The organism is Mesorhizobium sp. BH1-1-5 (assembly GCF_020165615.1).
Taxonomy (GTDB): Bacteria; Pseudomonadota; Alphaproteobacteria; order Rhizobiales; family Rhizobiaceae; genus Mesorhizobium.
Window position 1 is genome coordinate 1 of record NZ_JAIUIM010000025.1, and the last position, 13596, is coordinate 13596.

4 protein-coding genes are annotated in these 13596 nt (G+C 65.5%); all 4 read right to left on the bottom strand.

Annotated elements, in window-relative coordinates:
* Positions 1-212 precede the first annotated feature (212 nt).
* A complete protein-coding gene (locus tag LB572_RS26695) occupies positions 213-1982 on the bottom strand; it encodes a glucan ABC transporter ATP-binding protein/ permease (protein ID WP_224669844.1) in 1770 nt (589 codons plus the stop codon).
* Between the two features lie 375 nt (positions 1983-2357).
* Positions 2358-10940, bottom strand: a complete 8583-nt coding sequence (locus LB572_RS26700) for a GH36-type glycosyl hydrolase domain-containing protein (protein WP_224669845.1) — start codon at positions 10938-10940, stop codon at positions 2358-2360.
* Between the two features lie 270 nt (positions 10941-11210).
* Complete coding sequence (locus tag LB572_RS26705) at positions 11211-11798, bottom strand: HutD family protein (protein WP_140801277.1); 588 nt, start codon at positions 11796-11798, stop codon at positions 11211-11213.
* Between the two features lie 114 nt (positions 11799-11912).
* On the bottom strand, positions 11913-13583 hold the full coding sequence (hutU, locus tag LB572_RS26710; RefSeq protein ID WP_224669846.1) for a urocanate hydratase: 1671 nt from the start codon (positions 13581-13583) through the stop codon (positions 11913-11915).
* Positions 13584-13596: the final 13 nt, after the last annotated feature.

Below are 13596 nucleotides of genomic sequence, written 5' to 3' on the forward strand. Positions count from 1 at the left end.
GGTTCGCGTAGCGAATTCATCGTGCCACTGGCACGATGAAAGGCCGGCGAACGCCGGGACGCTGCGGAGCAGCGGGGACTCGGCCGGGGTGGATCGGCCACCACCCGGCCCTTCGCAGGCTCAGGGCGTTCGAAGCTCGAAAAGCCAACCAATTGGCTTTTCGTCCGCTAGCGCGGACCGCTTCTCACCCCACAAGGCGAGAAGGGAAGAGCTTAAGCCGCTTCGTTGACCGGACGGCTGAGGCGGCGGACCTCTTCGTCGTTGAGCAAGCCGCCGGCGCGCAGCAGGGCGGCGAAGCGGCCATTGCGCAGCGACAGCTCCGTGAAGCCGCCCATCTCGACCACCTTGCCCTTGTCCATGAAGACGACGAGGTCGGCGTCGCGGACCGTGGTCAGGCGGTGAGCGATGATGAAGGTCGTGCGGTCCCGGCGCAGCTCGTCGATCGCTTCCTTGACGCGGTCCTCGGTCTCGACGTCGAGCGCGCTCGTCGCCTCGTCGAGCACCAGGATCGGCGCGTCCTTCAGCACGGCGCGGGCAATGGCGATACGCTGGCGCTCGCCGCCCGAGAGCTGGCCGCCACGCTCGCCGACGACGGTGTCGTAGCCGCCGCTCTTCGACAGGATGAAGTCCTGCGCCGCGGCGGCATCGGCCGCGGCATGGATCTCATCATAGGTCGCATCGGCGCGGCCGACGCGGATGTTGTCCTCGATCGAGCGGTTGAGCAGGCCGGCGTCCTGGAAGACGGTGGCGATCGAATGGCGGAGCGACTTGCGGGTCACCGTCTTGGTGTCGATGCCATCGATCAGGATGCGGCCGCTGGACGGCGTGAAGACGCGCTGCAACAGGTTGATGAGCGTCGTCTTGCCGGCGCCGGTCGGGCCGACGATGGCGACCGTCTGGCCTGCCTGGACCTCGAAGGAGACGTCCTCGATACCGTGGCCCGAATTGGCGAACTCGAAGCTGACGTCCTCGAAGCGGACATGGCCGGTGACGTTGGTGAGCTCGCGCAGGCCGTCCGGCTCGGCGGTTTCGGCAGCCGAGTCCTCTAGGCGATAGAAATCCTCGAGCTTGGCGCGCGCCTCGGAAATCTGGGTGGTGAAGGCCGACATCTGGTCGAGACGGGCGATCAGCATTCCGGCAAAGCCAGTGAAGGCGACGACATCGCCGACGCGAAGCTGGCCGCGGGTGACGAGATAAGCACCGATCGAGAGCACGATCATCATCGAGATGGTCGAGGACAGGCGGTTCAGCGCGTTGGCGATCGCCCACCAGTCGAGCACAGGGTTCTGCGCGTCGAGCAGGTCCTTGACGTAGCGCTTCAGCGTCGCGGTCTCGTGGCCGATGCGGTTGTAGCTCTGCAGGACGGCGACGTTGCTGACGCTATCGGTCACATGGGCAAAGACGGTGTGGTAGTGACGCTCGACGGCGGTCTGCCCCGACTTGGTGTGGCGCATGACGATACGGCCGATGCCGACGTAAAGCACGCCGAGGCCAAGCAGCACGATGGACATGCGGACATCCATGGCAAGCGCAGTCGGCACCAGCAGCACCAGCGCGATGGCGGTCGAGAGATGCACGCGCATGAATTCGAGCCACAGGCTGAACAGGGTCTCGACAGCGCGCAGCAGCGTGTGCAGCGAATTGGAGGTGCCGCGCTGGTGATGCCAGGCAAGCGGCATGGTGATGACGCGCTCGAAGGACTGGCACAGAACCTCGGAGCGGCGGGCATGGGCGAAGCGATCGGCGCCGCGCGCCACCAGAACGAAGGCGACGACGTTGAAGACACCGATGGCTGCCCAGACGGCGAGCGTCGAAAACACCGCGCCTTTTTCGGAAATGGCACCGATCACCCGACCCAGCAGGATCGGCTCGAGGATCGCGATCGCCGCGAGCGCGACGTTGGCACCGCAAATCAGCGCGACGCGCTTCTTGTCGGCCGCCAGATAACCCAGCGCTCTAAAGTAGATCTGCAGAAGTGACACTTCAGCTACTCCGCCAAACTCTTGTCAGTGCTCAATGCCCGTATTGTGCACCGCACCATTTTTTGACACGTACCGGTTAATGTGTCGCGAAACAATGCGTCGTCTATCCCTTCCGTTCCCATTTAGCGAACAAAAGATGACGACGGTACGAAATCTGGCGTGATCACCTAACGGTTTGAGATAAAAGGTGAAATGTCAGCCTTGCGGCAAAATAATGGCACTTGCCCCGCGCTGCCACATTTTTAATCACAAGCTGCTTGCTTAGCCTGCCCTAAAGGAAGGCACGCGACCGGGCGCAAAAGCCGCGCCAAGTAAAAAACGGCGATTGGCCGCGCATCCCAAGGGACGCGCGGCCGGCAAGCCAAGCCTTTGATTTTACGCAGGTATCCTGACGACGACCTCAGTCTTGTCGCCGGCTTTCGGCTCGAAAGACGCCGATTTTTTCTTGGAGCCGTCGACTTCTAGCGAGATCGACTTGGTCTTTTTGTCGCGGATAACGCGAAGCTTGACCTCTGCGTCGAACATCTTGAGCGTCGCGGCGTAGCCGTCCCAGTGCCCGGGCAGCTTCGGCCTAAACGTGATCTCTTTGCCGCGCCGCTCGATGCCGAGGATGCCCTCCACCGCGGCGCGGTAAAGCCAGCCGGCCGAGCCCGTATACCAGGTCCAGCCGCCGCGGCCGCCCTTGCCTTCGCCGGAATAGATGTCGGCGGCCACGACATAGGGCTCGACGCGGTAGTGTTCGGCCGCGGCCTCATCCGAAGCATGGTTGACCGGGTTCAGCATCGAGAAGCAGCGATAGGCCTCGTCGGTGCGGCCCATTTCGGCCAGCGCGATCACGAACCAGGTGGCGGCATGGGTGTACTGGCCGCCATTCTCCCGCACGCCCGGCGGATAGCTCTTGATGTAGCCGGGATCCTTCTCGCTTTTCGAGAAGGGCGGGGTGAACAGCTTGACGATCTTGAGCTCATCATCGACCAGCATCTCGGTTGCCTGCTCCATGGCCGTGGTCGAGCGCGCGGGATCGCCCTCGCCCGATAGCACGCTCCAGGACTGGGCGATGGAGTCGATCTTGCACTCGTCCGAATTGTGCGAGCCGAGCGGCGTGCCGTCGTCGAAGCTGCCGCGCCGATACCACTGGCCGTCCCAGGCGGTGCTTTCCAAGGCCCGCTTCAGCGCGTCCGCGTGCTTGGTCCAGGCCTGCGCCCGCTTGGTGTCGCCCTGCCCCTTGGCGACAGGCGCGAAGTCGGTGAGCGTCTTCAACAGGAACCAGCCCAGCCACACGCTCTCGCCCTTGCCGCCCTCGCCGACACGGTTCATGCCGTCGTTCCAGTCGCCGCCGAGGATAAGCGGCAGGCCGGCAGGGCTGCTGCGCTTGATCGCGAGATCGAGCGCCCGCGCGCAATGCTCATAGAGCGGCGCGGTGGTCTTGGTGATCTCCGGCGTGAAGAAGGCGTCGTGCTCGCCCTCGCCGAGCTGCTGGCCGTCGATGAAGGGCAACTGCTCCTTGAGGATCGCGGCGTCGCCCGTCACCTCGATATAGCGGGCCGTGGCATGCGCCAGCCAGACGACGTCGTCGGAGATCATGGTGCGCACGCCGGCATCGGTGCGCGGCAGCCACCAATGCTGCACGTCGCCTTCCGGGAACTGCCGGCGCGCGGCATTGAGGATCTGGTCGCGCGCCAGCTTCGGGTCGTGCGCCAGAAGGGCGAGCGTATCCTGTAACTGGTCGCGGAAGCCGAAAGCGCCGCTCGCCTGGTAGAAAGCCGAACGGGCGCGGATGCGGCAGGCAACGGCCTGGTAAGGCAGCCAGTGGTTGACCATGGCGTTCATCGCCTCGTCGGGCGTCTCGACCTGAATGGTGTCGAGGAAGCCGCGCCAGGCCTTTTCGTTGTCGGCCAGGCGCTTGTCGAAATCCTTGCCGCGATGGGTCTGCACCAGCGCGCTGGCCTCGGCGGACGTGGCCGCGTCGCCGAGCAGCCAGAACAGCGTGACGTCGCCGCCGGCAGGAATGTCGATGTCACTGGCGACAACCGCGCAGGGATCGTCGCCCGCCTCGATCCGACCCGAGAGCGCGAGCCCGCCTAGCACGGCTTGCGGATACTCGGTCGTGCCATGCCTGCCGATGAACTCGCTACGGTCAGCGGTCACCGAATGGACGGTATGGGCAGCCGCCAGGAAAGCGACCCGCTCGCCGAAGTCGAGGCCGTAGGGGTTCTGCGCCAGAAGCGCGCCCGTTGCCGCATCCCGCGTCGGCACGATGGTCGCCGCGGTGCGCGAGCGGTGGCCGCCCAGCACCCATTCGGCATAGGCATAGACGCGCAGCCGCGCCGGCGCGGAGCCGGAATTCTGAATGCGCAACCGGGTGATCTTCACCGGATCGACGGGGTCGACCACCTGCGTCAGGTCCATGGAGAGCGGCCCGCGCTTCGAGCGGAAGGTGGAAAAGCCCTGGCCGTGCCAGGTCTCATAGGTCATCGACGGATCGCGAACCAATGCTGCCATCGGCGAGAACGCCTTGCCGCTGGCATGGTCGAAGACATAGAAGCCCTCGCCCGGCCGGTTCGACACCGGGTCGTTCGACCACGGCGTCAGCTGGTAGTCGCGGCTGTTGCGGCTCCAGGTGAAGCCGGCGCCTTCCGCCGAGACGTGGAAGCCGAAGGAGGCGTTGGAGATGACGTTGATCCAGGGCTGCGGCGTCGAACGTCGTCCGGTAAGCCGCGTCACATAGTGGCGGCCGTCGCCGTCGAAGCCGCCGAAGCCGTTCCACAGGCTGAGGCCACTGCCGTCGGCGGCGATGTCGCCTCCATCCCGGCTTGCCGGCACCGGCAAGGGCAGCGGCGGAGTGGGCTCGCGCGGGCTGCCGCCTTCCGCCTGAAGCAAGGCGTCGCGGGCCTGGAGGGCCGCTGTCTCGGCGCGTTCGAGCTGATCGAAGATCGTGCCGTTGCGGGTGTGCAGCACGACGCGCGCCACCGACAGCAGGGTCTTGTAAGTCGGCTCATCCATCAGGTCGCGACGCACCGCGAAGATGTGCTGGCGAGGTCCGAGTTCGCGGCCGCGCAGGCGGCTGTTCTCGCACAGCGTCTCCACGGCGCGCTGCAGGTCCTGCACATAGGAGGAGGCCTGCTCGTTGACGACGACGAAGTCGATCATCATGCCGCGAGCACGCATATATTCCTGGAAGCGCAGCGCCTGGGCGACGATCTCGAGGTCGGCGACGTCGCCGATGCGTACGAGGAAGATCGGGAAATCGCCGGAAATGCTGGTCGGCCACAGGCTCGACTGGCGGCCGAGGCCCGACGCGATGGATTCCGCCGGCAGGCGCAGGAACGGATCGGGATAGATCAGGTAGCGCGCCAGCTTCTGCACATTGGCTGCGTCGGTGAGGCTGAGCCCCAGATGACGCGTCTGCACCTGGCTGCGCGTCCAGGCAAGCATGGCCTGGCGGGCAAAGCTCTCCTGGTGGTCGAGGCGGGCGATCGCTTCGTCGAGCTCGCCGCGATTGGCGCCGACGGCGGTCCAGAAAGTCAGCGAGATCTTCTTGTTGGCTGGCACGCGCACCTGGCGGCGCAGTGCCGCCACGGGATCGAGCGTGAAGCCCTGGCTACCGGAAAGCCTGACGCCGGGGTCGAAGGCGACGGCATCGGCGATGGTGCGGCCACGGCCGATGAAGGCGCGCCGGTCGGTCTCGGCCTCGGCATCGCGCGACGGACCCGACGGGTCGGTGACGAAATGCACCATTGTGAGGTCGGGGTCGTTCTTGTCTCGCTTGCGCCGCGTGGCAAAGATCGCGCCGTTGTTCGGCGCGATCTCGGTCTCGACGAACATCTTGGAGAACGCCGGATGGGCGTTGTCGGAGGCCTCGTTGCCGAGCACCAGCTCGGCGAAGGAGGTCACCTCGATATGCCGGTCGGTGGCGCCGTCATTGTAGAGCGTGATGCGGCGACCTTCGCCATTGCCCTCGGAGATGACCATGCATTCGACTTCCGAACGCAACGATCCCACGGTCTTGGTGAAGCTCGCCTTGTCGTCGCCGAACAGCGTCTGGACGCGTTCGCCCTCGGCGCGCTTCGGCTCGGCGGTTGCGGACCACCAGTCGCCGGTCGCGGTGTCGCGCAGGAAGATATAGGAGCCGAGGCGATCCTCGCTCGGATCCGGCTGCCAGCGGGTGACGGCAAGCTCGCCGAAGCGGCTGTAGCCGGAGCCGGTCGCGCTGACCATGACCGAATAGCGGCCGTTGGACATGACGTTGGTTGCCCGCAGCGCCTTGATAGGATCGAGGATGACGCGGCTGTCCGGGCTCTCCGTCTCGGTCTCGTCCTTGGAGCGCTCGTCGGCTTCCGTCCTGACGGTCGCGGTCGGAATGTCGCGCGGCGCCTTCTCCTGCAACAGAAGCTCGGCCGACTCGATCACCGGATCGCTGTGGAACCGCTCGCGCAGCCGGCCCTCGAAGATGGCGTCGGCGACAGCGGCGATCGACATGCCGGAATGGTGCGCCATGTAGTTCTGCACCACGGCGTGGTCGGTGCCCTCCGGCACGCGCTGCGGCGTGAAATCGACCGCGTCGTAGAAGCCGTGGCGGCCAAGCGCGCCGATCGAGCGCAGCCGCTGCAGGTTCTGCACCGCCTCGCGTGGGCTGAACTGCGCGGCCAGGATCGTCGCATAGGGCGCGATCACGGTGTTCTGGCCAAGGCCGCGCTTCAGGCCGAGGCCGGGCACGCCGAAATTGGTGTACTGGTAGGTGAGCTCGCGGTCGCGGGCGTTGTAGGCCGCTTCCGAAATGCCCCAGGGCACGTTCTTGGAACGCGCATACTGGATCTGGCGCTTGATGATGAGCTTGCTGGTCTGGTTCAGGATCGAGCCCTGCGGCTCCTTCATGACCAGCGGCGGCATCAGGTACTCGAACATCGAGCCCGACCAGGACATCAGCGCGCCCTGGAAGCCGATCTCGACGATCGGCCGTCCGAGACGGAACCAGTGCTCGGTCGGCAGGTCACCCTTGGCGATGGCGAACAGGCTGGTGAGCCGCGCCTCGGAGGCGAGAAGGTCGTAGCAGCTCTCGTCGAGCTGGCGGTCCTCGACCCGGTAGCCGATCGACAGAAGCTTGCGCTCCTGCCGCATCAGGAAGGAGAAATCCATCTCGAAGGCATAGCGGCGACAGCGCTCGCGCAACGCGAGCAGCTTGGCGCGCAAGGCGGCGACAGCGCTTTCGTCATTGTGCGAGTCATGCACATGCGCCTCGCAGGTCGCCTCCAGCCGCTCCGCCCAGTCGGCAATGACATCGCTCTTCGGCGACGCCGCCTCGGTGTGAACGGCGGTTGCAAGCTTGCGGATCTCGCCCGCCAGCACGGCAAGGTTGATGGTACGGATCGATGCCATCTCGGGCTGCGCCTTGATGGTCGCAACCGCACGGCGCATGCCGTCGAGACGGTCGGCGAGACGCTGGCGCAGCGGCCGCAGCTGCCGGCGGTCGTCCGGCAGCTCGTCAAGGCTTTCGTCGAGGATGGTGACGGTGTCGATGATGCCTTCGAAATCGCCCTGCAGGTGCACGGACGGCGCTTCGGCCCATTCGGCGCAGGACGCCGCCACCGCGACCAGATGCCCGGCGAGATTGCCGCTGTCGACCGCGGAGATATAGAGCGGATAGAGCGGCTTCAGCGTCGTCGTGTCATACCAGTTGTAGAGATGGCCGCGATCGCGCGGCATGTTCTCGATGGTCGTCATCGTGGCGTCGATGCGGGTGATGGCGTCCGACAGGCTGATCCAGCCGAAATCGCGCGCCGACACCACCGAGAGCAGATAGACGCCGATATTGGTCGGCGAGGTGCGCGGAGCCACAACCGGCGCCGGGCTTTCCTGGAAATTGTCCGGCGGCAGATGATGCTGCTCGGGCGTGACGAAGGTCTCGAAATAGTGCCAGGTGCGGCGCGCGAAGGTGCGCAGCGCGTGGATGTCGGCGCTCGAGATGCGCAGCCTGTCCTCGGTCTCGGCCGAGCGGCTGATCCAGCAGGCGACGGCGGGCGAAGCGATCCAGAAGATGGCGAAGAAGAAGGCGACGAAGGCGCCGGTGGAATCGGCCAGCACCGGAATCGCCAGGCCGACGACGCCGATGATCACCGCGCCATACATCATGCCGTAGTAGGCGCCGAGATCGCTGCCGCTGTTCTTGGCGGCCTGCGAGGCGGTGCGCCATTCGAGCAGGTTCTGGCGGCTGACGAAGAGCCGATAGATAGTGCGGATGATGGCATCGCCCATCATCCAGGCGAGATGCGCCATCAAGAGCACCTTGAGCGCCACAAGCGCTGTGCCGAACACGGTGTCGCGCGCCAGGGCGGAGAAATGGCCGCGCGGGGTCTGGTCGCCGCTCTTGGGCAGGATGCCGTTCACGATGTCGAAGGTCGGCGCCATGAACAGGCTGAGGATCAGAAGCGCCTGCCACTGCGCCGCCTGGGTGAAGGGCAGCAGCGTCCAGCCGGCGACGCAGGCCATGACCCAGAAGATCGGCGTGACCGAGCGGCGCAGATTGTCGACCATCTTCCAGCGCGACAGCGCAGGCACGCCGGAGCGCGGGTCGAAGATGTAGCCGAGCAGCTGCCAATCGCCGCGGGCCCAGCGGTGGTGGCGCGAGGCGTCGACCGAGTAGCGGGTCGGATAGTCCTCGACCAGCTCGACGTCGGTGACCAGCGCGGCGCGCGCCAGCGCGCCTTCGAGCAGATCGTGGCTGAGGATGGTGTTTTCGTCGATGCGGTTCTTCAGCGCCGCCTCGAAGGCGTCGACATGGTAGAGGCCCTTGCCGGTGAAGGACCCGTCGCCGAAGACGTCCTGGTAGACGTCGGATACGGCGAAGACATAGGGGTCGAGGCCGCGATTGGCCGAGAAGACGCGCTGGAAGAAGGAGGCGTCGTCGCCGCTGGTGAGCGAAGCGGTGATGCGCGGCTGCAGGATGGTGTAACCGGCGCTGACGACGCGCTTCACCGGATCGAAATGCGGGCGGTTGAGCGGATGGGCGAGCTTGCCGACCAGGCTCGAAACAGCATCGCGTGTGGTGCGCGTGTCGGCGTCGAGCGTCATCACATAAACGACCTTTTCCGGCAGCGGCACGTCGAGCGGCAGGAAGGTGGTATCGCTGTCGCCGCGCAAGAGAAGGTTCAGCTCATGCAGCTTGCCGCGCTTGCGCTCCCAGCCCATCCAGCAGCCCTGCGCCTGGTTGTAGAGCCGGCGGCGGTGCAGGAGATAGAAGCGCGGCGAGCCTTCCGACGGATAGCGGGCATTGAGCCTGGCGATCTCGTCGCGGGCATATTGCAGGATCTCGATGTCGGCGGCGTCGATCTCGGTCTTGGAATCCGGCCAATCCGACAACAGCGCGAAATGGATCTCCTCCGCCGTGTTGGCGAGGTGATGGACCTCGATGTTGCGGATGTTTTCCTCGACGTCGTCGCGCGAGCCGATCAGCGAGGGCACCACGACCAGCGTGCGCGCCGTGGCCGGGATGCCGTGCTTGTTGTAGTCATAGCCCACAAGCCTAGTCGGCTTCAGGAACAGCGCCACCACGGTGTTGAAGAAGGCCAGCGCGCCTTCGCTGGCCGGCACGGCGAACAGCGCCAGCATCAGCGTGATCGATTCCACCGACAGGCCGAGATTGGCGAGCGCCCTGCCCGACAGCACCAAGAGCAGCGCCGTCAACAGGAAGACGGGCACGACGATGCCCAGCCAGCCGGCGCCGGCAAAGCCGCGCTTGAACGTCACATAGAAAGGCGGCCGGTAGCCGATCGCCTTTTCCAGTTCCTGCCGGCGTGGGCCGACCAGGAAGAAGCCGACATCGGTGTGCACGGCGGGGTCGGCGGTTTCCGGCACGCCGGATGCGTCGGTGACGCCGGGCGTGTGGCCGGCAAGCTCGATCGCCTTTTCGGCGACGCGGTATTCGGAGAGGTCCGAGCGGCGTGCCAACTGCTCGATCGCGGTGCGGTACTGGTCGCGCGAGAAGAAATCGAGGTCGGCGAAATCGGTCTTTTCACGCAGCAGCGTGTCGATGCGGCTGACGCCCTCGAACCAGACCGTCCAGTCGACGTCGTTGATGAGGCGCAGGCCGCGAATGATGTTGCCGGTGGTGACGTTGCCGCTGGAGAGCGTCTGATGCTCGGAGATGATGATCTCCTCGGCGTCGGAGCCGGTCTTTTCGAGCTCGCCTTCCAGCCATTCCAGCGCGCGGCCGGCGTTCTGCGACCCGTCGCGCAGGCGGTAGAGCAACTGGGTGGCGAAAGTGGTGTCCTGCGCATGGGCGCTGTAGTTGGACAGGATCCTGGTGCGGTCGGCATTGTCGTCGGTCGCCAGAACGCGGTCGGCGACCTCGTTGGCGATGTGGCGCATCTGCCTGGTGCGATCGACGCGCACGGCGATGCGGCGCAGGTTCTCGATCAGCACGAAGCGCAGCAGCGAGGGCAGCGCCCAGAGCTCGCCGATCTTCATCGGCTCGATCGACTGGAAGCCCTCGACGATCGCCTTGAACATGGTGGCCGAGACGGAGCTGTCGGAATGCTCGACATAGCCCCAGGCAACGACGAAGGCGCGCGGCAGCACCGTGCCGTCGCCAAGCGTGAGCGTCGGCAGCTGGCGATAGAAGCGGCGCGGCAGGTCGCGCTTGACCTGGAAGATGGTCTCCTCGACCAGGTAATTGTTGTCGAGCAGCCATTGCGCGGCCGGCGTGATGGTCTCGCCCTTGGCCTGGGCGGCGTTGGTCGAGCGGTAGACTTCGAGGATCTTCTTGGCGCTGTCGCGGATGCGGGCCTGGAACTCGAACGGAGCGAGGCCGAACAGTTCCTTGACCTCGCCCTTGGCCAAAGCGACGCCCAAGGCGCGCAGCCGGTCCTCAGGCAGGAAATTGGAGCGTATCGGCGCTTCCGTCACCGCCGGGAAACCGGCGCTTGTCTGTTCGATCTTGTTCGGGTTCGTCTGAATGTTCATTGAAAATTCCGTAAGGCGGGGCGCAATGCGGCGTCACCGCCACGGCAATGCCCCTAAAACCGGTTCAATTGCAATTGGTTGCATGACTGGTTGGCCGAAAGTTTGTTTTGCGCACCACGACAGGGGGCGTGCCCTTTCGACAGCTCGTGGGCGAACGCCCCTCGCTCTCCGCCCCGGTTGGATCAGGGCAAGGATTCAGGCTTTTTCGTGATACATGCAAGGGCCCGGGCGATAATTCGCCCGGGCCGCGATCATGTTTGGCAACAGCCGTTAATGGTTGGCGGCGAGGCGGTCGAGTTCGATCACGAAAAGCAGGCCCTGCCCCTTGGGCCGAAGCCGCAATTCAGGACTGCCGCGGTCGAGGACCAGCGTGTCGAGCGGGCCGAGGTCCGGCGCCTCGTTCGTGAAGAGCGCGAAGCTTCCGCCGACGGCTAGAACCAACGTCGTGTCGGCGCGCGGCGCGATGCGATTCTCACCAGCGAACGGCCGGCGCTCGACCTTATGCGCCATGCGGCCACGGCGAGTCATGACGTTGAGATCGGTGATCGGACCGCCGATCAGCGCCGCGCTGGTCGGCACGTCGCCCGGAAAGGCGAGCGGCGCTGAGGCCGTGGTCAGCCGCGCCGGCGGCTGGCCGGCGATGTCAAGGACAACGCCATCGCCTTCCAGCACCGACAGCGTCCGGTCGATGCCGGCGAAACTCGAGAACGGCCCGCTGGTTTCGACGCGGGCCATCGAGATGCGCCAGTCGAAATCGTCGAGCCCGGCGCCGTCTGGCGAAACCGCGATCTCGGTCGTCGTGCCGCCGCCATTCTTCCACGGCATGACGCGGTAGTCGGCGGCACGAAGGATGCGCATGGCCTAGAGCCGGATGATTTCAAGTCGATTCGACCTGAAATCATCCGCCTCTGTCTTCTTGGTATGGAGCATGATGTTGTCCGAAAACCGTTTCACACTTTTCGGCATCATGCTCTAGCCCAGGATGCCCGGCAGGTTGAGCTGGTGCTCCTTGGCGCACTCGATGGCGATGTCGTAGCCGGCATCGGCATGGCGCATGACGCCGGTCGCCGGATCGTTCCACAGCACGCGTTCCAGGCGCTTTGCCGCTTCAGGCGTGCCGTCGGCGACGATCACCATGCCGGCATGTTGGGAGAAGCCCATGCCGACGCCGCCGCCATGGTGCAGCGACACCCAGGTGGCGCCCGATGCGGTGTTGAGTAGCGCGTTGAGCAGCGGCCAGTCGGAAACGGCATCCGAGCCGTCCTTCATCGCTTCGGTCTCGCGGTTGGGCGAGGCGACTGAGCCGGAATCGAGATGGTCGCGGCCGATGACGACGGGCGCCTTGAGCTCGCCCTTGGCCACCATCTCGTTGAAGGCGAGGCCGAGCCGGTGGCGATCGCCGAGGCCGACCCAGCAGATGCGCGCCGGCAGGCCCTGGAACGCGATGCGCTCGCGCGCCATGTCGAGCCAGTTGTGCAGATGGGTGTTGCCGGGAGTGAGCTCGCGCACCTTGGCGTCGGTCTTGTAGATATCCTCCGGATCGCCCGACAACGCGGCCCAGCGGAACGGACCGATGCCGCGGCAAAACAGCGGCCGGATATAGGCCGGCACGAAACCCGGGAAGGCAAAGGCGTTCTCGAAGCCTTCGTCCTTGGCGACCTGGCGGATGTTGTTGCCGTAGTCGAGCGTCGGCACGCCGGCGCTCCAGAACGCCACCATCGCCTCGACATGCTCGCGCATCGACGCACGCGCCGCCTTCTCGACGGCCTTGGGATCGGACGTACGCTTCTCGCGCCATTCGGCCATGGTCCAGCCCTTGGGCAGATAGCCGTTGATCGGGTCATGCGCCGAGGTCTGGTCGGTGACCATGTCGGGGCGAATGCCGCGCCTGAACATCTCCGGCACGATCTCGGCCGCGTTGCCGAGCAGGCCGACCGATTTCGCCTCGCCGGCCTTGGTCCAGCGATCGATCATTTCCATCGCTTCGTCGAGCGTCTCGGCCTTTTCGTCGAGATAGCGGGTGCGCAGGCGGAAATCGATCGAGTCCGGATTGCATTCGATGGCAAGGCAGGACGCGCCGGCCATGACCGCGGCCAGAGGCTGGGCACCGCCCATGCCGCCGAGACCGCCGGTCAGGATCCACTTGCCCTTGAGGTTGCCATTGTAGTGCTGGCGGCCGGCCTCGACGAAGGTCTCGTAGGTGCCCTGCACGATGCCCTGCGTGCCGATGTAGATCCAGGAGCCGGCCGTCATCTGGCCGTACATCATCAGGCCCTTCTTATCGAGCTCGTTGAACTTTTCCCAATTCGCCCAATGCGGCACGATGTTGGAATTGGCGATGAGCACGCGCGGGGCGTTGGCGTGGGTCTTGAAGACGCCGACCGGCTTGCCGGACTGCACCAGCAGCGTCTCGTCTTCGCCAAGCGTCTTCAGCGAAGCGACGATGCGATCGAAGTCGTTCCAGGTGCGTGCCGCCCTGCCGATGCCGCCATAGACCACGAGCTCATTCGGGTTCTCGGCGACCTCCGGGTCGAGATTGTTCATCAGCATGCGCAGCGGCGCCTCGGTCGTCCAATAGCGGGCGTTGAGCTTGTCGCCGCGGGGAGCACGCACTTCGCGGATGTTGTGGCGGGGATCGTTCATCTTTATCCCTTTC